Annotated in this window: 19 protein-coding genes; 16 read left to right on the forward strand and 3 right to left on the reverse strand. The window is 56.9% G+C overall.

What is annotated here, in order from left to right; translation table 11 throughout:
• Nucleotide 1 precedes the first annotated feature (1 nt).
• The 16 genes from pbpC (at nucleotide 2) to IM291_RS06630 (ending at nucleotide 19363) form a co-directional block, all read left to right on the forward strand.
• Nucleotides 2-2329 carry a peptidoglycan glycosyltransferase PbpC gene (gene pbpC / locus IM291_RS06555; protein WP_192971204.1) on the forward strand — a complete coding sequence of 776 codons (2328 nt, stop codon included), beginning with the start codon at nucleotides 2-4 and terminating at the stop codon, nucleotides 2327-2329.
• Nucleotides 2330-2417: 88 nt separating this feature from the next.
• The gene (locus IM291_RS06560; protein ID WP_192986411.1) at nucleotides 2418-4796 is read left to right on the forward strand and encodes a DMSO/selenate family reductase complex A subunit; all 2379 of its coding nucleotides are present in this window, start codon (nucleotides 2418-2420) and stop codon (nucleotides 4794-4796) included.
• Nucleotides 4793-5422 carry a DMSO/selenate family reductase complex B subunit gene (locus tag IM291_RS06565; protein ID WP_003860631.1) on the forward strand — a complete coding sequence of 210 codons (630 nt, stop codon included), beginning with the start codon at nucleotides 4793-4795 and terminating at the stop codon, nucleotides 5420-5422. Before IM291_RS06560 ends, IM291_RS06565 begins: the two co-directional genes overlap by 4 nt.
• Entirely contained in the window at nucleotides 5415-6203 is a 789-nt protein-coding gene (locus IM291_RS06570) for a DmsC/YnfH family molybdoenzyme membrane anchor subunit (RefSeq protein WP_192986413.1), read from the forward strand. The genes IM291_RS06565 and IM291_RS06570 overlap by 8 nt, the downstream gene beginning before the upstream one ends.
• Nucleotides 6203-7078 carry a 4Fe-4S dicluster domain-containing protein gene (locus IM291_RS06575; protein ID WP_028014063.1) on the forward strand — a complete coding sequence of 292 codons (876 nt, stop codon included), beginning with the start codon at nucleotides 6203-6205 and terminating at the stop codon, nucleotides 7076-7078. Before IM291_RS06570 ends, IM291_RS06575 begins: the two co-directional genes overlap by 1 nt.
• Nucleotides 7079-7201: 123 nt before the next feature.
• Complete coding sequence (ndk, locus tag IM291_RS06580) at nucleotides 7202-7633, forward strand: nucleoside-diphosphate kinase (RefSeq protein WP_003860625.1); 432 nt, start codon at nucleotides 7202-7204, stop codon at nucleotides 7631-7633.
• 147 nt (nucleotides 7634-7780) lie between these two features.
• A complete protein-coding gene (locus IM291_RS06585) occupies nucleotides 7781-8947 on the forward strand; it encodes a bifunctional tRNA (adenosine(37)-C2)-methyltransferase TrmG/ribosomal RNA large subunit methyltransferase RlmN (RefSeq protein WP_028014062.1) in 1167 nt (388 codons plus the stop codon).
• A 291-nt stretch (nucleotides 8948-9238) separates the two neighbouring features.
• Complete coding sequence (gene rodZ, locus IM291_RS06590) at nucleotides 9239-10246, forward strand: cytoskeleton protein RodZ (RefSeq protein WP_192986415.1); 1008 nt, start codon at nucleotides 9239-9241, stop codon at nucleotides 10244-10246.
• A 26-nt stretch (nucleotides 10247-10272) separates the two neighbouring features.
• Entirely contained in the window at nucleotides 10273-11391 is a 1119-nt protein-coding gene (gene ispG, locus IM291_RS06595; RefSeq protein ID WP_025757688.1) for a flavodoxin-dependent (E)-4-hydroxy-3-methylbut-2-enyl-diphosphate synthase, read from the forward strand.
• A gap of 80 nt (nucleotides 11392-11471) precedes the next feature.
• On the forward strand, nucleotides 11472-12746 hold the full coding sequence (hisS, locus tag IM291_RS06600) for a histidine--tRNA ligase (RefSeq protein ID WP_028014060.1): 1275 nt from the start codon (nucleotides 11472-11474) through the stop codon (nucleotides 12744-12746).
• Between the two features lie 13 nt (nucleotides 12747-12759).
• Complete coding sequence (locus tag IM291_RS06605) at nucleotides 12760-13380, forward strand: YfgM family protein (RefSeq protein ID WP_192979381.1); 621 nt, start codon at nucleotides 12760-12762, stop codon at nucleotides 13378-13380.
• A gap of 10 nt (nucleotides 13381-13390) precedes the next feature.
• On the forward strand, nucleotides 13391-14569 hold the full coding sequence (gene bamB, locus IM291_RS06610; protein WP_028014058.1) for an outer membrane protein assembly factor BamB: 1179 nt from the start codon (nucleotides 13391-13393) through the stop codon (nucleotides 14567-14569).
• Nucleotides 14570-14681: 112 nt separating this feature from the next.
• Nucleotides 14682-16157 (forward strand): ribosome biogenesis GTPase Der, encoded by a 1476-nt coding sequence (der, locus tag IM291_RS06615; protein ID WP_028014057.1) that lies wholly within the window; start codon nucleotides 14682-14684, stop codon nucleotides 16155-16157.
• A gap of 299 nt (nucleotides 16158-16456) precedes the next feature.
• Entirely contained in the window at nucleotides 16457-18001 is a 1545-nt protein-coding gene (locus IM291_RS06620) for a peptide MFS transporter (RefSeq protein ID WP_045630992.1), read from the forward strand.
• A 58-nt stretch (nucleotides 18002-18059) separates the two neighbouring features.
• Nucleotides 18060-19094, forward strand: coding sequence for an oxidoreductase (locus IM291_RS06625; RefSeq protein WP_192986417.1), 1035 nt, complete (start codon nucleotides 18060-18062; stop codon nucleotides 19092-19094).
• A gap of 47 nt (nucleotides 19095-19141) precedes the next feature.
• A complete protein-coding gene (locus IM291_RS06630; protein WP_028014054.1) occupies nucleotides 19142-19363 on the forward strand; it encodes a zinc ribbon domain-containing protein in 222 nt (73 codons plus the stop codon).
• Here IM291_RS06630 and IM291_RS06635 read toward each other — a convergent pair.
• From IM291_RS06635 to xseA, 3 genes are read right to left on the reverse strand one after another with little or no spacing between them, the layout of a single operon-like run.
• Nucleotides 19360-19710 carry a protealysin inhibitor emfourin gene (locus IM291_RS06635; RefSeq protein ID WP_028014053.1) on the reverse strand — a complete coding sequence of 117 codons (351 nt, stop codon included), beginning with the start codon at nucleotides 19708-19710 and terminating at the stop codon, nucleotides 19360-19362. The genes IM291_RS06630 and IM291_RS06635 overlap by 4 nt on opposite strands.
• Nucleotides 19711-20730 (reverse strand): M4 family metallopeptidase, encoded by a 1020-nt coding sequence (locus tag IM291_RS06640; protein WP_028014052.1) that lies wholly within the window; start codon nucleotides 20728-20730, stop codon nucleotides 19711-19713. It lies immediately after the preceding gene.
• A gap of 58 nt (nucleotides 20731-20788) precedes the next feature.
• Nucleotides 20789-22162 (reverse strand): exodeoxyribonuclease VII large subunit, encoded by a 1374-nt coding sequence (xseA, locus tag IM291_RS06645; protein WP_048999669.1) that lies wholly within the window; start codon nucleotides 22160-22162, stop codon nucleotides 20789-20791.
• Nucleotides 22163-22231 lie beyond the last annotated feature (69 nt).

A 22231-nucleotide genomic window follows, 5' to 3' on the forward strand; every position in this document is an offset into this window, starting at 1 on the left:
TATGTTGATAGCGCGTCTGACACGCTCCCGCTGGCTTTGGCTGGCGGGAGCGCTTCTCGTTTTAGGGGGGCTGATTGTCGCCGCCGACCGCCTGTGGCCGCTGCCTCTGAAAGAGGTTAACCCCGCACGAGTTGTGGTGGACGAGAAGGGCGCGCCGCTCTGGCGTTTTGCCGACAGCGAAGGCATCTGGCGCTACCCGGTGACCATTGAAGAGGTTTCTCCCCGTTATCTTGAGGCTCTGATCCAGTACGAAGATCGCTGGTTCTGGGAGCATCCGGGCGTAAACCCGCTCTCTGTCCTGCGCGCCGCCTGGCAGGATCTCAGTTCCGGAAGAGTGGTTTCGGGAGGAAGCACGCTTACCATGCAGGTGGCACGCCTGCTGGATCCGCATCCGCGCACCTTTGGCGGCAAAATTCGCCAGCTCTGGCGGGCGATGCAGCTGGAATGGCACCTCTCTAAGCGTGACATTCTTACGCTCTATCTCAATCGTGCTCCGTTTGGCGGCACGCTGCAGGGCGTGGGAGCAGCAAGTTGGACCTACCTTGGGAAACCCCCGTCGCAGCTGAGCTACTCCGACGCGGCGTTGCTGGCGGTACTGCCGCAGGCACCCAGCCGTCTGCGCCCGGATCGCTGGCCCGAGCGGGCCGAAGCGGCACGCAACAAAGTGCTCGATCGCATGATGATTCAGGGCGTCTGGTCAGCAAAGCAGGTGAAAGAGTCCCGTGAAGAGCCGGTATGGCTGGCTCCCCGGCAGATGCCGCAGCTGGCCCCGCTCTTTGCACGCATGATGCTCGGCAAAAGCCGCGACACAAAGATTGTCACTACGCTGGATGCCGGACTGCAACGGCAGCTGGAAGAGCTGGCGATGAACTGGAAATCCCGCCTGCCGGCACGCAGTTCGCTGGCGATGATCGTGGTCGATCATACCGACATGAAGGTGCGCGGCTGGGTCGGCTCGGTGGATATCAATGATGACACGCGTTTCAGCCATGTGGATATGGTTAACGCGATCCGATCCCCGGGCTCGGTATTGAAACCGTTTATCTACGGTATGGCGCTGGATGATGGCCTGATCCATCCCGCCTCGCTGCTTCAGGACGTGCCCAGAAAAACCGGTGATTATCGCCCGGGAAATTTTGACAGCGGGTTCCACGGGCCGGTCAGCATGAGTGAAGCGCTGGTGCGCTCGCTCAACCTGCCAGCCGTCCAGGTGCTGGAAGCCTACGGTCCCAAACGGTTTGCCGGGATGCTGAGTAACGCAGGCCTGCCGCTGATCCTGCCTGCCGGAGCGCAGCCGAATCTGTCGCTGATCCTGGGTGGCGCAGGCGCGAGGCTGGCGGATATCGCCGCCGCGTACAGCGCCTTTGCAAGGCATGGCAAGGCGGGCCGGCTGCGCTTACAGCCGGGCGATCCGTTCACTGAACGTCCGCTGTTATCGCCAGGCTCGGCGTGGATTATTCGCCGTATTCTGGCGAATGAAGCGCAGCCGCTGCCGGACAGTGCGCTACCGCAAATCGCCCCGCTGGCATGGAAAACCGGCACCAGCTACGGCTACCGTGATGCCTGGGCCATCGGTCTGAATGCCCGCTACGTGATAGGCATCTGGACCGGACGACCGGACGGCACGCCAGTGGCGGGGCAGTTTGGTTTCGCCAGTGCAGTGCCGCTATTAAACCAGGTCAATAACCTGCTTCAGTCGCGCTCAACGGTAGACGAAGCCCGTCTGCCGCGCGATCCGCGTCCGGAGAGCGTCGGGCGGGGCGTGATCTGCTGGCCGGGCGGCCAGTCGCTGCCGGAAGGCAGTGAAAACTGTCGGCGTCGTCTTTCGACCTGGCTGCTGGAAGGGAGTGAACCACCCACGCTGCTGCTGCCGGAGCAGGAAGGTATTCGCGGCATTCGTTTCCCGGTCTGGGTGGATAAAAAGGGCAAACGTGTGGCCGCAGATTGCCCCGATGCTACAGAGAAAGTCCTGGACGTCTGGCCGCTGCCGCTGGAGCCTTGGTTGCCCGCTGCTGAAAAAAGGGCTGCGCGTCTCCCTGCCCGATCAACTGACTGTCCGCCTCTGGACAATAACAATGTAGCGCCGCTTATGATTTCGGGTATCAGAGAGGGGGCTGTTATTAAGCGACTTCCCGGTGAAGGTAATGTCACGCTTTCTGTTATTTCAACAGGAGGGGAAGGGGAGCGCTGGTGGTTTTTAAATGGAGAGCCTTTAGCGGGGCGGAATTATAATTATTCATTAAAATTATATTTACCGGGTGAATATCAATTACTGGTAATGGATAAATCAGGCCAAACGGCGACGGTCAATTTTGAATTAGACCGTTAAGTATTACCTCTGAAGAGTTAGCTTGATAATTATCAATATGCGTTCCTGAAAAAAAACGAGAATGCGTTTTTATTTGTAGGAACGAGCAATGAAAGAGAATAAAAATCAGGAAGAGGGTCTTATTCCTGCCCTGTCCCGGCGGCATTTTATTCAGGCAGGATCGGCTCTGGCCGCACTCCCGTTTGTGGTGACAACCAGCAAAGCACGGGCACAGAGCACGGTGGCAGCAGACGTGACGCCTGAAGAAAAAGTCGTGCAGACCTGTAGCACGTTTGACTGTGGCGGGAAGTGTGATATTCGTGCTCACGTTAGTGAGGGCGTTGTAACCCGAATTTCTACCCGCCCGGACAATGCGTTAGATCCGGAGATGCCGATAATGCGCGCCTGCGTTCGTGGCCGCGCTTATCGGAAATTTGTTTATCATCCCGATCGGCTTAAATATCCAATGAAACGCGTGGGTAAACGTGGCGAAGGAAAATTCGAGCGTATTACCTGGGATGAAGCCACCACGCTTATTGCGAATCAATTAAAAACGATTACACAAAAATACGGCGCTGCCTCACGCTATGTGCATGTGGGCACTGCGGTATCCGGCGGAACGTTTTCCGGCGATAAAATGGTTCGTCGTCTGCTTAACTTAACCGGCGGCTATCTTGAAAGCTATCACTCGGTCAGTATGGGCAACACGGCGGCAGCCACGCCGTATACCTACGGTACTGCCGCCAGCGGCAGCTCTCTGGACACGCTGCTGGACACCAAACTGGTCATTCTCTGGGGACATAACCCGACGGAGACGATCTTTGGTCACAGCAACTACTTCTATCAGAAGATGAAGCAAAACGGCACGCGCTTTATCGTTGTCGATCCGCGCTATTCCGATACGGTTTCCTCCCTGGCTGACCAGTGGATCCCGCTGCTTCCCACAACAGACAACGCCCTGATGGACGCGATGATGTACACGATCGTCACGGAGAATCTGCACGATCTCGACTTCATCCAGCGCTATACCCTGGGCTTTGACGAAGCATCCATGCCGGAAGGCGTTCCGGCCAATGAATCCCTGATGGCTTATCTGAGCGGCGCAAAAGATGGCGTGGCGAAAACGCCCGAGTGGGCAGAGAAAATCACCCACGTGCCTGCGCAGACCATTCGTCAGCTGGCGCGCGACTACGCAACCACCAAACCCGCCGCGCTGATCCAGGGCTGGGGACCGCAGCGCCATAACTGCGGCGAGCGCACCGCGCGCGGCTCGACGTTACTGGCAACGCTGACGGGTAACGTTGGGGTGAAGGGCGGCTGGGCGGCAGGCTATGGCGGCTGCGCTAATCGTAAATTTGCTGCCGGGCCGGAGATGCCGGATAACCCGGTAAAAGCCAAAATATCGGTGATGAACTGGGTGCAGGCCGCCGATGATGCTTCTAAGGTAACGGCGGAAGACGGCCTGAAGGATGCAGAGAAGCTGGACAGTAATATCCGTATCCTGTTTTCGCTGGCGGGAAATTATCTGGCTAACCAGAACCCGGATCTGCATCAGGCGACGCGCGTGCTGGAAGACGAGTCGAAAATTGAGTTTATCGTCGCAAGCGATCTGTTTATGACGCCGAGCGCCAGATACGCCGATCTTCTCCTGCCGGAAACCAGCTTTATGGAACGCTGGAATATCGGCGAAACCTGGGGCACGGCAAGCTATCTGATCCTGTCGGAAAAGCTGATTGAACCTGAATTCGAACGCCGTTCAGACTACGACTGGCTGCGGGAAGTTGCTGCTAAGCTTGGCGTCGAACCTGCATTCAGCGAGGGCCGTGACGAAAAAGCGTGGATTGAGCACATCTGGGAGCAGACGCGGCTCTCCATGCCAGATGAAAACCTGCCGGACTTCGCGACGTTACAAAAGACGCGCCAGCATCTTTTCAAAAGCGCGCCGTTCGTCGCTTTTGAAGACAATATTCGCGATCCGCAAAATCATCCGTTCCCGACGCCCTCAGGGAAAATTGAGATCTTCTCGAAGCGTCTGTACGACATGCAGCACCCGGAGATTCCGGCGCTGTCGCACTACGTGCCCGCCCACGAAGGGCCGGAAGACGAACTGGCGAAAACTTTCCCGCTGCAGCTGATCACCTGGAAAGGGAAAAACCGTGCTAACTCAACCCAGTACGCCAACCCGTGGCTGATTGAGGCGCAGCAGCAAAAGCTGTGGATCAACCCGCAGGACGCGCAAAAGCGCGGCATTTCCCAGGGGGATACCGTGCGCATTCATAACGCGCGCGGCATTTGTGAAATTCCGGCTGAAGTCACGCCGCGCATCATTCCGGGCGTTGTTGCCATGCAGGCAGGCGCCTGGTGGCAGCCGGACGAACAGGGCGTCGATAAAGGCGGCTGCGCGAACGTGCTCAGCTCTGCCCGTATTACCGCGCTTGCGAAAGGGAATTCCCATCAAACCATGCTGGTGGAGGTAGCTAAAGCATGAGTCAGTTTAAACACTACGCGCCGGTGAGCGATAAACAGCTGGGTTTCTATATTGACTCTTCCCGCTGCTCGGGCTGCAAGGCATGCCAGGTGGCGTGCAAAGACAAAAACAACCTTGAGGTCGGACGTCGTTTCCGTCGCGTATACGAAGTCAACGGCGGGAATTTCATCCCAACCGGGCAGGGCGGCGTTAGCAACAACGTTTTTGCCTACACGCTCTCTATTTCCTGTAACCACTGTGCGGACCCGATCTGCACCAAAAACTGCCCGACCACCGCAATGCACAAGCGTCCGGGCGACGGCATCGTGCGCGTCGATACGGACAAGTGCGTTGGCTGCGGCTACTGCGCGTGGTCTTGCCCTTACGGCGCGCCACAGCTCAACGAGCAGACCGGGCAGATGTCCAAATGCGATTTTTGCGTGGATCTGCAGGCGAAGGGCGAGCAGCCCGTCTGCGTGGCAACCTGTCCGCTTGAGGCGATCAAATTTGGGCCTATTGATGAACTTCGGGCGAAATATGGTGCGGTATGCGATGTGAAGGGCTTGCCTGATTCCTCGATTACAAAACCGAACCTGGTTATCAAAGCGCATCAGGGCGCAGAGAAAGAGGGGAAACGTCATGCATGAGTTACCGCTGCTGATTTTTACGCTGTTCCTGCAGGGATCGGTTGGCGTGACGCTCTGGCTGGCGTTCGGGGGAGCGCAAACTACACCGCGTAGCGCGCTGCTGCCTGCCGCTGGGGCGTTTGTGCTGGCGAGCCTGGGGCTGCTCGCCTCAGCGCTGCATATGGGCTATCCGCTCAACGCCCTGAACGCGCTACGCCACGTCTCCAGCTCGTGGCTGAGCCGTGAGATTATCTTTGCCAGTCTTTACCTGGCGGCGCTTGGCCTCGCCGTGCTGCTGATGTTTTCCAATAAGCCAGGCTGGAAGCTGCTTTTGGCCGTGGCGGGTCTTGTCGGGCTGGTGGACGTGTTCTGCATGGCACAAATCTACATGCACGCGTCCGTGGTGACCTGGCAGCACATTAACACGCTGGTACTGTTTATCGGCTCGGTGGGTATCATCGGTTCAGCCTGCATGGCAGTTGGGATGCGTTCCCAGACCACCTTGCGTGCGGCGGTTGTCATTATCACGCTGGTGGTGCTTGTGCGTCTGGTGATGCAGCCCGTCTGGCTGGCAGACATCACTGCCATGGACAATACCGTGGTGACGTTCCCTCACGCTCCGCTACGGATGCTCGAACAGCTGCGCGCGGTACATCTGCTGAGCTGGTGCGTGTCCGTTGCAGGTATGCTCTGCTTTGCTGCGGGCGGCCTGAAAGCGGCGCGCGGCACGCTGCTGCTGGGCAGCGCCTTGCTGATTGTGGGTGAGCTGATGCTGCGCTTCGTTTTCTTCAGTATTGGCTGATGGGCAGATTGACGTTTGCCCCGGCGATGGACGTGACGCATGCATGCGTCCGTCGCCGTTTTCGCCACGCTTCTTGCTGCGCCTGCGCGGACGTTTGTCCAGCGCAGGCTTTTTCTTTTACGGAAACCGGCGTCTCGGTTGATGAAAATCGCTGTATTGAATGCGGTGACTGCCTGTTCGTCTGCCCCTCCGGGGCCATTACCGGCATCGCGCCGCGAAAGCGATTTCTGCGTGGAGATACCCTTGTTGGGCCTTTTACTGAACGCGCACCTGGGGTGAATGAGCTGCTGCTGTGGCACGCGCAACGCCAGGTTCGTTTTATCAGTATCGACGCAGAGCAATACCCTGACTGGCTGCTGGCGCTTGCCCGGCTTAATCTTGCGCTTCGTCGCCGTGGTGAAGCGGAGTGGGGGTTTAAGCTCATACCGATCGGCGAGGTGAATATCGCTCGTCGTGCGCTGATGCACGTTCCCCGCGAGGATGTAAAAGCCTGTCGCGTTTCCCCGGGGCCGCGGGAGCTGCGCAGGGCATTCTCGACGTTTAGCGAGTCAGATATCGCACTCGATATTAATAAGTGCGTGCTGTGCGGTGCGTGCTGGCGAAGCTGCCCGGAAAACGCGATTCGGTTTGAGAACGCCGCGCTGGTGGTGGAGACCGGGCGCTGTACCGGCTGCGGTGGCTGTGAAGCAGTATGTCAGCACGAGGCGATAAACGTCGCAGAAACAGATGGACCGGCAAAAAACGTGGCCACTCCCGCATATAAAGCAGTTTGCCTGACGTGCCAGCGCCAGTTCTGGTCATTTACGCCTGATGAAAAGCAATGCCCGCTCTGTTTACGCCATCAACACGGTATGCGAAATCCGGCCTGTTGCTAATCTTCGTCTCATTTTAAAAAAATGTTATGCAGAACCATAGGCAATGGCGCTATTGCTCTTTATAATCCGCGCCACACCATACTCAGGTATGCAAAACAACAGAACATTTTACAGAGGTTATCAATGGCTATTGAACGTACTTTTTCCATCATCAAACCAAACGCGGTGGCAAAAAACGTTATTGGCAGCATCTTCGCTCGCTTTGAATCAGCAGGGTTTAAGATCGTTGGCACCAAAATGCTGCACCTGACCGTTGAGCAGGCTCGCGGCTTCTACGCTGAGCACGAAGGTCGTCCATTCTTTGACGGCCTGGTGGAGTTCATGACCTCCGGTCCAATCGTGGTCTCCGTGCTGGAAGGCGAAAACGCGGTACAGCGTCACCGCGATCTGCTGGGTGCAACCAACCCGGACAACGCGCTGGCAGGTACCCTGCGCGCTGACTACGCGGACAGCTTCACCGAGAACGGCACTCACGGTTCCGACTCCGTTGAGTCTGCCGCGCGCGAAATCGCGTTCTTCTTCGCTGAAGGCGAAGTGTGCCCGCGCACTCGCTAATAATTTCGTAAATGCCGCGTGCAAACGTGGCATCCCTGCGCCAGACTTTGTACAATGCAACGCCCCGGACGAGCAGACCGCTTTCCGGGGCGTTTCTTTTCAACCCACCAAGGGCCACAACGTGTAACAACGAGGCCGGAAAAAATTATGTCTGAACTAGTGAATACCTCCGAAGTCGCCATTCCTGCGGTTCCCAATAAAAATGGAAAAATTAACCTGCTGGACCTGAACCGTCAGCAGATGCGCGAGTTCTTTAAAGATATGGGTGAGAAGCCGTTTCGTGCCGATCAGGTAATGAAATGGATGTACCACTACTGCAGCGACAACTTTGATGAGATGACCGACATCAACAAAGTGCTGCGCAACAAGCTCAAAGAAGTGGCTGAAATCCGCGCGCCGGAAGTGGTGGAAGAGCAGCGCTCGGCAGACGGCACCATCAAATGGGCGATTGCCGTAGGCGATCAGCGCGTTGAAACCGTCTACATCCCGGAAGACGATCGTGCCACGCTGTGCGTCTCTTCTCAGGTGGGCTGTGCGCTGGAGTGCAAATTCTGCTCTACGGCTCAGCAAGGTTTTAACCGTAACCTTCGCGTGTCTGAAATCATCGGTCAGGTCTGGCGCGCCGCGAAAATCGTGGGTGCAGCAAAAGTGACCGGCACGCGTCCGATCACCAACGTGGTAATGATGGGGATGGGCGAACCGCTGCTGAACCTGACCAACGTGGTGCCGGCGATGGAAATCATGCTGGATGACTTCGGTTTTGGCCTGTCCAAGCGCCGCGTGACGCTGTCTACCTCAGGCGTTGTGCCTGCGCTGGATAAGCTCGGCGACATGATTGACGTTGCGCTGGCTATCTCCCTGCACGCGCCAAACGATGAAATTCGTGACGAAATTGTACCGATTAACAAAAAGTACAATATCGAAACCTTCCTCGCTGCCGTGCGTCGCTACCTGGAGAAATCCAACGCAAACCAGGGCCGCGTCACCATCGAGTACGTGATGCTGGACCACGTCAACGACGGTACTGAGCACGCGCATCAGCTGGCTGAACTGCTGAAGGATACGCCATGCAAAATCAACCTGATCCCATGGAACCCGTTCCCGGGCGCGCCGTATGGCCGTAGCTCGAACAGCCGTATCGACCGTTTCTCCAAGGTGCTGATGGAGTATGGTTTCACCACCATCGTGCGTAAAACCCGCGGTGATGATATTGATGCTGCATGCGGACAGTTGGCTGGTGACGTCATTGACCGTACCAAACGTACCCTGCGTAAACGCATGCAGGGCGAGACCATTGCGGTTAAAGCTGTTTGATTATTATGCATCACGGCGCATTATCTACGCTGTGATGCATAATCTGACTGAATAATCAGTCAGATTCGTGACGTTTGATTAATAATTACGGTGCGTTTCATATGAGTTTCGGGCAGTATGTAACGACGTAACAACAGTTTAGCCACGCGGGCAGAGCTGCACTGTCATCTACCGGCTGACAGTCTTATACTGTCTGTTCAAGGTTAACTGACCTGAAGTTTCGCGGTGCGGGCGGCATTGTGACTCACCGGCACCTGAACCCTTTTTTTCACGTACCAGTAGTTGTAGCGAATGAATACTGAAGCCACTCACGACCAACATGAAGCACTCTCCACTGGCGTTCGTCTTCGCAACGCCCGTGAACAACTCGGACTCAGCCAGCAAGCTGTTGCAGAACGCTTGTGCCTGAAAGTTTCCACGGTTCGCGATATTGAAGAAGATAAGGCGCCTGCCGATCTGGCTTCAACATTTCTGCGCGGCTATATCCGCTCTTACGCAAAACTGGTGCACATCCCCGAAAACGAATTACTGCCAATGATGGAGAAGCAGGCACCGGTTCGTGCAGCAAAAGTTGCCCCGATGCAAACTTTCTCCCTGGGGAAACGTCGTAAAAAACGTGATGGCTGGCTGATGAGCTTTACCTGGCTGGTGCTGTTTGTTGTTGTCGGCCTGACCGGCGCATGGTGGTGGCAAAACCATAAGGCGCAGCAGGAAGAGATCACCACTATGGCCGATCAGTCCTCCGCTGAACTCAATCAGGCGAGCAATGGTGGTGCCCAGAGCGTTCCGCTGAACACCGACGGTGCGGCGGCCTCAAGCGAGCCGCAAACAACGGCTCCGGCAACCGATGCAGCACAGGCTCCGGCCGCAACGGCGAACACCGCTGCGCCTCAGGCTCAGGATCAAAACGCGGTCGTCGCCCCTTCTCAGGCAAATGTCGATACTGCGGCGAACGCCCCTGCAACGACTCAGCCAGCGAACAACGCCGCGGCGTCCCTGCCGACCGACCCGGCGGCAACCGCCGCGCCAGCCGCCGATCCAAACGCGCTGGTGATGAACTTCACGGCTGACTGTTGGCTGGAAGTGACTGACGCGACAGGTAAAAAATTGTTCAGCGGCCTGCAGCGGAAAGATGGCACGTTAAACCTAACGGGTCAGGCACCTTACAAACTTAAAATCGGCGCTCCGGCAGCGGTACAGATCCAGTATCAAGGAAAACCTGTCGACCTGAGCCGCTTTATCAGAACTAACCAGGTTGCACGTCTTACCGTTAATGCCGAACAATCAGCAGCACAGTAACAGACGGGCAACGCGGGAGATTTTTCATGCATAACCAGGCTCCGATTCAACGTAGAAAATCGAAACGGATTTACGTTGGGAATGTGCCAGTCGGCGATGGGGCACCTATCGCCGTCCAGTCGATGACCAATACGCGCACCACGGATGTGGAAGCAACGGTCAACCAAATCAAAGCATTAGAGCGTGTAGGCGCGGACATTGTTCGCGTCTCAGTGCCCACGATGGATGCCGCTGAGGCGTTCAAGCTGATCAAACAGCAGGTCAGCGTGCCGCTGGTTGCAGATATCCACTTCGACTACCGTATCGCGCTGAAAGTTGCTGAATACGGCGTTGATTGCCTGCGTATTAACCCGGGCAACATCGGCAATGAAGAACGCATTCGCATGGTGGTTGACTGCGCCCGCGACAAAAACATTCCAATCCGTATCGGCGTAAACGCCGGCTCTCTGGAAAAAGATCTGCAGGAAAAGTATGGCGAGCCAACGCCGCAGGCGCTGCTCGAATCCGCCATGCGTCACGTCGATCATCTGGATCGTCTTAACTTCGATCAGTTCAAGGTCAGCGTAAAAGCCTCTGACGTTTTCCTGGCCGTTGAATCGTATCGTCTGCTGGCAAAACAGATCGACCAGCCTCTGCATCTCGGGATCACCGAAGCGGGTGGCCTGCGTAGCGGTTCGGTGAAGTCTGCGATCGGCCTGGGCCTGCTGCTCTCCGAAGGGATCGGCGACACCCTGCGCGTCTCGCTGGCGGCGGATCCGGTAGAAGAGATCAAGGTCGGTTTCGATATTCTGAAATCGCTGCGTATCCGCTCGCGTGGGATCAACTTCATTGCCTGCCCAACCTGTTCGCGTCAGGAATTTGACGTGATCGGCACGGTGAATGCCCTGGAGCAGCGTCTGGAAGACATCATCACCCCGATGGACGTCTCCATCATCGGCTGTGTCGTGAACGGTCCGGGTGAAGCGCTGGTCTCAACCCTGGGCGTAACCGGCGGTAACAAGAAAAGTGGTCTCTATGAAGATGGCGTTCGTAAAGATCGTCTGGATAATAGCGACATGATTGACCAGCTTGAAGCCCGCATCCGCGCCAAAGCCGCGATGATGGACGAGACACAGCGAATCAGCGTTCAGCAGGTTGAAAAATAACGTGATGGGAAGCGTGCCGCTTCCCATGTATGATTGAACCCATTCTTTGGGTTTTTTTTGTATATAGAAAGAGAATAAACGTGGCAAAAAACATTCAAGCCATCCGCGGCATGAACGATTACCTGCCTGGCGAAACCGCCATCTGGCAGCGCATTGAAGGCACGCTGAAGCAGGTGCTCGGCAGCTACGGTTACAGCGAAATCCGTTTGCCGATTGTAGAGCAGACCCCGTTATTCAAACGCGCGATCGGTGAAGTAACCGACGTGGTTGAAAAAGAGATGTACACCTTTGAGGACCGCAACGGCGACAGCCTGACCCTGCGTCCGGAAGGTACGGCGGGCTGCGTACGCGCCGGCATCGAACATGGTCTTCTGTACAATCAGGAGCAGCGCCTTTGGTATATCGGCCCGATGTTCCGCCACGAACGTCCGCAGAAAGGTCGTTATCGCCAGTTTAACCAGCTGGGTGTGGAAGTCTTTGGCCTACAGGGCCCGGACATCGATGCCGAACTGATTATGCTGACCGCCCGCTGGTGGCGCGCCCTCGGTATCTCTGAGCACGTTTCGCTGGAACTGAACTCAATCGGTTCTCTGGAAGCGCGCGCTAACTACCGCGATGCGCTGGTGGCGTTCCTGGAGCAGCATAAAGAGAAGCTGGACGAAGACTGCAAACGTCGCATGTACAGCAACCCGCTGCGCGTGCTGGATTCCAAAAACCCTGATGTTCAGGCGCTGCTGAACGATGCCCCTGCGCTGGGTGACTACCTGGACGACGAGTCTCGCGAACACTTTACCGGCCTGTGCAAGCTGCTCGAAGCGGCGGGCATTGCCTACACCGTGAACCAGCGTCTGGTGCGCGGTCTGGACTACTACAACCGCACCGTGTTTGAGTGGGTAACCACCAGCCTCGGTTCTCAAGGCACCGTGTGTGCCGGCGGCCGTTATGACGGTCTGGTTGAGCAACTGGGTGGTCGTGCGGCGCCTGCGGTTGGCTTCGCGATGGGTCTTGAGCGACTTGTTTTGCTGGTGCAGGCAGTTAATCCGGAATTTAAAGCAGATTCCGTTGTCGATATATACCTGGTGGCTTCAGGCGCGGAAACGCAGTCTGCGGCGATGCAGCTTGCCGAACGCGTGCGCGATGCGCTGCCGGGCGTTAAGCTGATGACCAACCATGGCGGCGGCAACTTCAAAAAACAGTTTGCTCGTGCCGATAAGTGGGGCGCAAGTATTGCACTGGTGCTGGGCGAGTCCGAAGTGGCTAACGGCGAAGTGGTAGTAAAAGACCTGCGCTCTGGTGAGCAGACAACGGTAACGCAGGACGGCGTTGCGGCGCACTTGCGCACTCTATTGGGCTAAGGAGAAAGACGGCGTGGAAATGTACGAGAACGAACACGATCAGGTCGACGCGATTAAACGCTTCTTTGCTGAAAACGGCAAAGCGCTGGTTGTTGGGGTTATTTTAGGTGTGGGTGCGCTGGTGGGCTGGCGTTACTGGAACAACCATCAGGCGGATTCCGCGCGCGGCGCGTCCCTGTCCTATGAAAATACCGTTAGCGCGATTCGTGCCGACCAGCCGCAAACGCTGGCTGCGGCAGAGAAATTTGCCGCTGACAACAAAAACACCTACGGTGCACTGGCAGCGCTGGAAGTGGCTCAGCAGTACGTTGATAAAAACGAACTGGATAAAGCCGCTGCTCAGCTGTCTCAGGGCCTTGCTGCTGCCAGCGATGAAAACCTGAAAGCGGTGATCAATCTGCGCCTGGCACGTATTCAGGTTCAGCAGAAAAAAGCTGACGACGCGCTGAAAACGCTCGATACCATCAAAGGCGAAGGTTTTGTTGCCATCGTTGCCGATCTGCGCGGTGAAGCACTGCTGAGCAAAGGTGACAAAGCGGGCGCGCGTAAAGCGTGGCAAGCTGGCGTAGAGAGCAAAGCGTCACCTGCGCTGAGCGAAATGATGCAGATGAAAATAAATAATTTGTCCGTCTGAGAGGGACCCGATGCAATTGCGTAAATTACTTCTGCCAGGACTGCTTTCTGTTACGTTATTAAGTGGTTGTTCACTGTTCAGTGGCGAAGAAGACGTTGTGAAAATGTCCCCACTGCCGACGGTTGAAAACCAGTTTACCCCATCCACCGCGTGGGATGTCTCCGTGGGCAGTGGGATTGGTGATTTCTATTCCAACCTTCATCCTGCGTATGCAGACAGCGTTGTCTATGCCGCTGACCGCAAAGGTACCGTGAAAGCGGTGAACGCCGATGACGGGAAAGAAGTGTGGTCCGTTAACCTGGCGGAAAAAGACGGCTGGTTCTCCCGTAAACCTGCACTGCTGTCTGGCGGCCTGACCGTTTCCGGTGGTCACGTGTACGTGGGCAGCGAAAAAGCGCAGGTTTACGCGCTGAATGCCAGCGATGGTTCTGTTGCATGGCAGACCGCTGTAGCCGGTGAATCCTTGTCACGTCCGGTCGTGAGCGACGGGCTGGTGCTGATCCATACCAGCAACGGCCAGCTGCAGGCGCTGAACGAAGCGGACGGTCTGGTGAAATGGACCGTTAACCTGGATATGCCTGCGCTCTCTCTGCGCGGTGAATCCGCACCTGCAACCGCATTTGGCGCTGCCATTGTGGGCGGTGACAACGGTCGCGTGAGTGCCGTGCTGATGCAGCAGGGCCAGATGATCTGGCAGCAGCGTATCTCGCAGGCCACTGGCTCAACTGAAATCGACCGCCTGAGCGACGTAGACACTACTCCGGTTATCGTTGACGGTGTGGTTTACGCCCTGGCCTATAACGGCAACCTGACCGCGCTGGACCTGCGCAGCGGCCAGATCATGTGGAAACGTGAGCTGGGCTCTGTGAATGATTTCATCGTTGACGGTAACCGCATCTATATGGTTGACCAGAACGATCGCCTGCTGGCGCTGAGCACCGAAGGCGGCGTGACGCTGTGGACGCAAAGCGATCTGCTGCACCGTCTGCTGACCGCGCCAGTGCTGTACAACGGTAGCCTGGTGGTTGGCGACAGCGAAGGCTATATGCACTGGGTTGATCCAGAGAATGGCCGCTTCGTGGCGCAGCAGAAAGTGGACGGTTCAGGCTTCCTGACCGACCCGGTTGTGGCTGACGGCAAACTGCTGATTCAGGCAAAAGACGGCACGCTGTACGCGATCACGCGTTAATTACCCGGCGGTTGTAGTATACTAAACGGCTCCTGTTCACTCAGGAGCCGTTTTGACATTTTTAAAAACGCCGCGAATGCGACGTTTATTTGAATTTTATGAGGCTTCAAACATGGTACCTGTGGTCGCGCTTGTCGGGCGCCCTAACGTTGGAAAATCCACTCTTTTTAACCGTTTAACACGCACCCGTGATGCGCTGGTTGCGGATTTCCCGGGGCTGACGCGTGACCGTAAGTACGGTCGTGCAGAGGTGGAAGGACGCGAGTTCATCTGTATTGATACCGGCGGTATTGATGGCACAGAAGACGGCGTTGAAACCCGCATGGCGGAACAGTCCTTGCTGGCGATTGAAGAAGCGGATGTCGTGCTGTTCATGGTAGATGCGCGCGCTGGCCTGATGCCGGCGGACTCCGCAATCGCTAAGCACCTGCGTTCTCGCGAAAAGCCAACTTTCCTGGTGGCGAACAAAACTGACGGCATCGATGCCGATCAGGCTATCGCGGACTTCTGGTCTCTGGGCATGGGGGATATCCACCCGATTGCGGCATCGCATGGCCGCGGTGTGACCAGCCTGCTGGAAACCGTTCTGCTGCCGTGGGTGGACGAAGTGAACCCGCCGGAAGAGGTGGACGAAGACGCTGCATACTGGGCGCAGTTCGAAGACGGTGAAGAGGGCGAAGAAGAAGAGCCTGAGGATGACTTCAACCCGCAGGATCTGCCGATCAAGCTGGCTATCGTCGGTCGTCCAAACGTTGGTAAGTCTACGCTTACTAACCGTATTCTGGGTGAAGAGCGCGTGGTGGTTTACGACATGCCGGGCACTACGCGTGACAGCATCTACATCCCGATGCAGCGTGATGAACGTGAGTATGTCCTTATCGACACCGCCGGTGTACGTAAGCGCGGAAAAATCACCGACGTGGTGGAAAAATTCTCCGTTATCAAAACCCTGCAGGCGATTGAAGATGCCAACGTGGTGCTGCTGGTCATCGACGCGCGTGAAGGTATCTCCGATCAGGATCTCTCTCTGCTCGGCTTTATCCTCAATAGTGGGCGCTCACTGGTCATCGTCGTCAACAAGTGGGACGGCCTGAGCAATGAAGTGCGTGAGCAGGTGAAAGAGACCCTGGACTTCCGTCTGGGCTTTATCGACTTTGCCCGCGTGCACTTTATCTCTGCGCTGCACGGCAGCGGCGTCGGTAACCTGTTCGAATCCGTGCGTGAAGCCTACGACAGCTCCACCCGTCGTCAGAGCACCGCCATGCTGACCCGTATCATGAATATGGCAGCGGAAGATCACCAGCCGCCGCTGGTGCGCGGTCGTCGCGTGAAGCTGAAATATGCCCATGCCGGTGGCTATAACCCGCCAATCGTGGTGATTCACGGCAACCAGGTGAAAGACCTGCCGGATTCCTACAAGCGCTACCTGATGAACTACTTCCGTAAATCGCTGGACGTGATGGGCACGCCTATTCGTATCCAGTTTAAGGAAGGGGAAAACCCGTTCGCCAACAAGCGCAACACCCTGACGCCGAACCAGATGCGTAAGCGTAAGCGTTTGATTAAGCACATTAAGAAAAGCAAATAATCATTGCCGATCTCACAAAGGCCCGCGTTTATCGCGGGCTTTTTTTGGCCCAATCATACCGGCGGTTCTCTCTGTGTGATGTCAATCACTATTCACTCCCAACCATCTTTAAATCCAGAAAAGTAGACAATCGTCGAATTTTCATCTTAAAGTCCCTGGTCCGGTACTAGACAAAACTAGCGACTGGTTATCAAATGGTTAACTAACTTTTCGCCGCATGTAAAAAATCGGTCAGATACGTAACTGGCCGGCGTACCTGCTGGTGTTTACAAGCACGACACATACCTTTCGGGAGAATTATGCAATCCTCTGTTAATCACAAAGAGAGCCGAACCTTCTTCGGCCATCCTTATCCGCTCGGTTCGCTGTTCTTTACCGAGATGTGGGAGCGTTTCTCGTTCTACGGCATTCGCCCGCTGCTGATCCTGTTTATGGCCGCCACCGTCTATGACGGCGGGATGGGGCTGGCGCGCGAAAACGCCTCGGCGATTGTCGGTATTTTTGCCGGTACCATGTACCTGGCCGCGCTGCCGGGCGGCTGGCTGGCGGATAACTGGCTCGGCCAGCAGAGAGCCGTCTGGTACGGTTCGATTCTGATCGCGCTCGGCCACCTGTCGATTGCGCTGTCGGCTATCATGGGCAACAACCTGTTCTTTATCGGCCTGATGTTCATCGTACTCGGCTCTGGCCTGTTCAAAACCTGTATCTCGGTGATGGTCGGCACCCTGTATAAAAAAGGCGATGCACGTCGTGACGGCGGTTTCTCGCTGTTCTACATGGGCATTAATATGGGCTCGTTCATCGCCCCGCTGATTTCCGGCTGGCTGATCAAAACCCACGGCTGGCACTGGGGCTTTGGTATTGGCGGCATCGGGATGCTGGTGGCGCTGATTATCTTCCGCGTGTTTGCGGTTCCGGCGATGAAGCGCTACGACAGCGAAGTCGGTCTGGACTCCACATGGAACAGCCCGGTGGTGAAGCGCAACGGCGTGGGCGTCTGGCTGCTGGCGCTGGCGGCAGGCGTGGCAACGCTCGTGACGCTGATCGCGCAGGGCGTGATTGTCATTAACCCGGTCGCGGTAGCCAGCGTGCTGGTCTACGTAATTGCGGCGTCCGTTGCCCTCTACTTCATCTACCTGTTCATCTTCGCGGGCCTGAACCGTAAAGAGCGCGCCAGGCTGCTGGTCTGCTTTATTCTGCTGGTCTCCGCCGCGTTCTTCTGGTCCGCGTTTGAGCAGAAGCCAACCTCGTTCAACCTGTTTGCCAACGACTACACTAACCGCATGATCGGTGATTTTGAAATTCCGGCGGTGTGGTTCCAGTCGATCAACGCCCTGTTCATCATCCTGCTGGCCCCGGTGTTCAGCTGGGCATGGCCAAAGCTCGCGAGCATGAACATTCGCCCGAGCAGCATCACCAAGTTTGTTATCGGTATTCTGTGTGCGGCAGCGGGCTTTGGCCTGATGATGCTGGCGGCACAGAACGTGCTGAGCAACGGCGGGGCGGGCGTGTCGCCGTTCTGGCTGGTGGGCAGTATCTTAATGCTGACGCTGGGTGAGCTGTGCCTGAGCCCGATCGGTCTGGCGACCATGACCCTGCTGGCGCCGGAGAGAATGCGCGGCCAGATGATGGGGCTGTGGTTCTGCGCCAGCGCGCTGGGTAACCTGGCGGCGGGCCTGATTGGCGGTCACGTGAAGGCCGACCAGCTGGATATGCTGCCGGATCTCTTCGCGCGCTGCTCCATCGCGCTGCTGATTTGTGCCGCAGTGCTGATCGTCCTCATTGTTCCGGTGCGCCGCATGCTGGAAAATGCGCAAACTAAACCGGCAGCTAGCGCCTCATAAACCTCAGTGTGCCGGGGCAGGCGTTATGCCCCGGCACTGTACTTCCTGAGGTGAAACCATGCAGTTAGGATTTGTTGGTCTTGGTGCGGTAGTGGAAACAGCGTATCTGCCCGCACTACGTAATCTGTTCGATGGCGCTGTTCGTTGTTTCGGTTTTGATGTTCTCCCCGCAAAGCACCCTGAAGGCGTTACGCGCAGCGCCTCGCTTGCGGCGCTTTTAGCCACCCCGCTGGATACCCTTTTTATTACCACCGCATCGCTGCACCACCTTGAGGTGCTTGAGCTGGCGATTGCCTCGCCGGTTCCGCGGATTGTGATTGAAAAACCGATTGTCGCCACGCTTCCTCAAATCGAAAAACTCAACGCGCTGCTGGCAACGCCCGGCGTGGCGTCCCGCGTGCTGGCGCTCGACCACTGGATGGCGCGCATCGAAACGGTGAAGCGGTCGCTGGTCGGCCATGTATCTGACATTGCCAGAATCGAAGGTTTTTTGCAGGAGCCGAGCGGATATAACGCCGCAGGGGAACCCATCGCGCTCAATTTCGCGACCGGAGAACCGGATACCAGAACGCTTCGCCACCCGGACGGCGTGATTCTGGATATCGGAACGCACGTGCTGGCGATGCTGCGTGAAACGCTGCGTTATCTGGGCGGTCAGGACGATATGACGCTGCAGGTGGTAACGGCTAAAGACCGCCTGGGCCACGATATTGCAAAGGGTGACCAGACCACCGCGGAAGGCGAGGCGCACTTGCAGGGAACCATCAGCGGCGTGCCGGTGGGCATCTGGCTTAATAAATACGCGGGACCCGCGGGCGGGCAAAAGGGCCTGCGTCTCTATTTACGCGACGGCCGCATTATCAACTACGACCGACGCGGCGCGGAAGATGTGCTGGAGCTAGTTAAAGGTAAGAATATTCAGCGCTGGTATATCCCCGGCACGATCTACGAACGCTGTCTTGCCGGTCATATTCTTGGCGCAAACAGTCTGTTTGAGCGCGATCCGCAGGAGGTGAGCCGCACAACGCGCCGCAGGATAGATGAGGTGGCGCTGCTGCTGACCTTGCAGCAACAGTTGCGTGGCCCGCACTGAAGACGTGGTAAAATTATCGCAGACCTGAACGCCCTGAAGGAGACACCATGACCATTACCTGCCCGGATTGCCAGGCACAGCTTGAACCCCTGAACGGGGCGGCGCACTGCGACAGCTGTAATAAAGATATTGCGCTCGAAGCCCGCTGCCCGGAGTGCCATCAGCCACTCCAGGTCTTAAAGGCCTGCGGGGCGGTGGACTATTTCTGCCAGAACGGCCACGGCTTAATTTCTAAAAAGCGCGTGGAGTTTGTTCCGGCCGAAGATTAATCGCACACGCAGTCTTCGCCTTTTTTCCACAGCTCGACCAGCGACTCTGGCGCTTCCTGCTCAGGTACCAGCACGATGATATCGGCGTAGTGCGCCTGATTTTGGCCGGTCCAGATAATCTGGATGCGGAAATAGCGCTGGTCACCGCTGCCGGGTGACGACGTCTGACCCGGCGGCTGACCGCGTGGAAAGGCCTGCTCCAGGATGCTCACCAGGCGCTGGCGCTGGGCCTCATTAAGCGAGGAGAGCGCGATGGTACGCTGGCCGCTCAGCTTAGGAATAAAAGCGACGCCGCCTTCCCGGGCCAGCTCAACCACGGCGTCATCCGTCAGTTCCGGAACCTGCATTTACAGCACTCCCACCTGTTCCCAGGCCTGTTTTATCGCCGCCCCAACGTCGCTACCGGAGCGTTTCTCTCCGTGCGCTATCGTCAGTTTTGCGAAGGCATCAAAATCCGCATCCTGCGCCAGATTGCGATCGCAAACCGTGTCGTACCAGGCATAACCGGCTTTTTCCCAGGCGTAACCGCCGATCGCCGTCGCGGCCAGGTAAAACGCCCGGTTGGGGATGCCGGAGTTAAGATGGACGCCGCCGTTATCCTCGCGCGTTTTGATGAAATCTTTCATGTGCGCGGGCTGCGGGTCTTTGCCGAGCAGGGGATCGTCGTAGGCGGTGCCGGGTTCAGACATGGAGCGCAGCCCTTTGCCGTTAATGCCCGCGGCCAGCAGCCCTTCACCAATCAACCAGTCTGCTTTATCGGCGGTTTGCTTGAGATGGTACTGTTTCACCAGCGAACCAAACACGTCTGACAGGGACTCATTCAGCGCGCCTGACTGTTCGAAATAGATTAGCCCGGCTTCGGTCTCGGTGACGCCGTGGCTCAGCTCATGCGCCACCACGTCGATGGCAATCGTAAAGCGGTTAAAGATCTCCCCGTCGCCGTCGCCAAACACCATCTGCTGACCGTTCCAGAAGGCGTTCTGATATTCCCGACCGTAATGCACGGTGCCGGTCAAAATCAGCCCCTTATTATCGAGCGAATCGCGCTGATATTCTTTCCAGAAGAAATCATGGGTGATACCCAAATAATCGTACGCCTCGTCCACGGCCACATCGCCATTCGACGGCTGGCCTTCGTAACGCACCTGGGTACCCGGCAGCTCCTGGGTCTGTTTCGCATCGTAGATATCGCGCTCAAGCTGACCGGCTTTATTCACGTGCGGCGCGGCGGGTTTGCCCGGCATATGCGCCATCAGCGTCTGGACGTGGGTTAAGGTCTGACGGGCATAGCGCTGCTGCGGTTCGGAACCGCTTTCGATAATACGACGAAGAATATAAGGGGGAATAACGCTACGAAGATGGGACATGCTGCTCTCCTTATTAAAAAAGGGAATAGCAGCAGTATAGTAAGTAACCGGCGAAGAATTATCCGGTTTTGCGCTGACGCGTCTTTTTCACCGGTTTAATTGATTTCACTTCGCTTTCCACCCAGCCGTCAGACAGGCGGGTGGTAAGAACGTCACCGGTGTTCACCTGCTTGGTTTGCTTCAGCACTTTGCCGTCCGCTGCTGTCGTTACGCTATAGCCGCGCGCCAGCGTGGAGAGGGGGCTGACGGCTTCCAGATGGGTCACCGCGTTGCCAAAACGCTCACGTGTGGTGCTCAGGCGAGCCCGGAGAGTCTCCGCCAGACGATATTCCAGCTGCTGAATGCGCGTTTGCGCACGATAGATTTTCGGCTGCGGATTCTGCTGGTTCAGGCGCTGGGTCACACGCTGCTGGCGCGTCACCGCGCGCTTAAGCTGATTATCAAGCGCAAAGTTCATGCGCTGACGCAGGCGTTCCAGCACGGTCTGCTGACGCGCCAGACGAAGCTGCGGGTGCTGCTGCTGAAGACGGTGATGAAGCTGGGTAAAGCGGCGGTTACGATTGGCAAGGAAGTAGTCCATCGCCATCTCAAGACGCTGCTGGCCGTTCTGAAGCTGACGCAGCAGCTCCAGCTGGTTACGGCTCACCACTTCCGCCGCCGCGGACGGCGTAGGCGCACGCAGATCCGCAACAAAATCCGCGATTGTCACGTCCGTTTCATGCCCGACGGCGCTCACCACGGGGATCTCGCTTGCAAAGATTGCCCGCGCCACGCGCTCGTCGTTAAAGCTCCACAGGTCTTCCAGCGAGCCGCCGCCGCGCCCGACGATCAACACGTCACACTCCTTACGCGCATTTGCCAGTTCAATGGCGCGTACAATCTGGCCCGGCGCATCGTCGCCCTGAACGGCGGTCGGGTAGATGATGACGGGCAGGGAAGGGTCGCGACGCTTCAGCACATGCAAAATATCGTGCAGGGCCGCACCGGTTTTCGAGGTAATCACCCCAACGCAGTGGGCAGGAGAGGGCAGCGGTTTTTTGAACTGCTGGTCGAACAAACCTTCCTCGGAGAGTTTGGCTTTAAGCTGTTCGTACTTCTGCTGCAACAGCCCTTCCCCCGCAGGCTGCATGCTCTCGACGATAATCTGATAATCGCCGCGCGGCTCATACAGGGTGATATTGGCGCGAACCAGAACCTGCTGGCCGTGCTGCGGACGGAACGTCACGCGGCGGTTGCTGTTACGGAACATCGCGCAGCGCACCTGGGCGGTATCGTCTTTTAAGGTAAAATACCAGTGTCCGGAAGACGGTTGCGTGAAGTTTGAGATTTCACCGCTGATCCAGACCTGCCCCATTTCCTGCTCAAGCAGCAAACGCACCGTCTGATTAAGGCGGCTGACAGTATAAATTGAGGGGGATTGAGAGGATAACATGTGAGCGGGATCAAATTCTAAATCAGCAAGTTATTCAGTCGATAGTAACCTGCTGAGAGGCATTCGCAA

The organism is Enterobacter cloacae complex sp. P27C (assembly GCF_014895705.1).
Taxonomy (GTDB): Bacteria; Pseudomonadota; Gammaproteobacteria; order Enterobacterales; family Enterobacteriaceae; genus Enterobacter; species Enterobacter bugandensis.

Bases quoted from the DNA above. Each gene is read 5' to 3' on its own strand.
- IM291_RS06570 (WP_192986413.1), top strand. From the start codon at position 5,415: ATGCATGAGTTACCGCTGCTGATTTTTACGCTGTTCCTGCAGGGATCG.
- rodZ (WP_192986415.1), top strand. From the start codon at position 9,239: ATGAATACTGAAGCCACTCACGACCAACATGAAGCACTCTCCACTGGC.
- IM291_RS06620 (WP_045630992.1), top strand. From the start codon at position 16,457: ATGCAATCCTCTGTTAATCACAAAGAGAGCCGAACCTTCTTCGGCCAT.
- IM291_RS06560 (WP_192986411.1), top strand. From the start codon at position 2,418: ATGAAAGAGAATAAAAATCAGGAAGAGGGTCTTATTCCTGCCCTGTCC.
- IM291_RS06565 (WP_003860631.1), top strand. From the start codon at position 4,793: ATGAGTCAGTTTAAACACTACGCGCCGGTGAGCGATAAACAGCTGGGT.
- xseA (WP_048999669.1), bottom strand. From the start codon at position 22,162: ATGTTATCCTCTCAATCCCCCTCAATTTATACTGTCAGCCGCCTTAAT.
- ndk (WP_003860625.1), top strand. From the start codon at position 7,202: ATGGCTATTGAACGTACTTTTTCCATCATCAAACCAAACGCGGTGGCA.
- IM291_RS06575 (WP_028014063.1), top strand. From the start codon at position 6,203: ATGGGCAGATTGACGTTTGCCCCGGCGATGGACGTGACGCATGCATGC.
- IM291_RS06635 (WP_028014053.1), bottom strand. From the start codon at position 19,710: ATGCAGGTTCCGGAACTGACGGATGACGCCGTGGTTGAGCTGGCCCGG.
- bamB (WP_028014058.1), top strand. From the start codon at position 13,391: ATGCAATTGCGTAAATTACTTCTGCCAGGACTGCTTTCTGTTACGTTA.
- ispG (WP_025757688.1), top strand. From the start codon at position 10,273: ATGCATAACCAGGCTCCGATTCAACGTAGAAAATCGAAACGGATTTAC.
- IM291_RS06640 (WP_028014052.1), bottom strand. From the start codon at position 20,730: ATGTCCCATCTTCGTAGCGTTATTCCCCCTTATATTCTTCGTCGTATT.
- der (WP_028014057.1), top strand. From the start codon at position 14,682: ATGGTACCTGTGGTCGCGCTTGTCGGGCGCCCTAACGTTGGAAAATCC.
- IM291_RS06630 (WP_028014054.1), top strand. From the start codon at position 19,142: ATGACCATTACCTGCCCGGATTGCCAGGCACAGCTTGAACCCCTGAAC.
- IM291_RS06585 (WP_028014062.1), top strand. From the start codon at position 7,781: ATGTCTGAACTAGTGAATACCTCCGAAGTCGCCATTCCTGCGGTTCCC.
- IM291_RS06625 (WP_192986417.1), top strand. From the start codon at position 18,060: ATGCAGTTAGGATTTGTTGGTCTTGGTGCGGTAGTGGAAACAGCGTAT.
- pbpC (WP_192971204.1), top strand. From the start codon at position 2: ATGTTGATAGCGCGTCTGACACGCTCCCGCTGGCTTTGGCTGGCGGGA.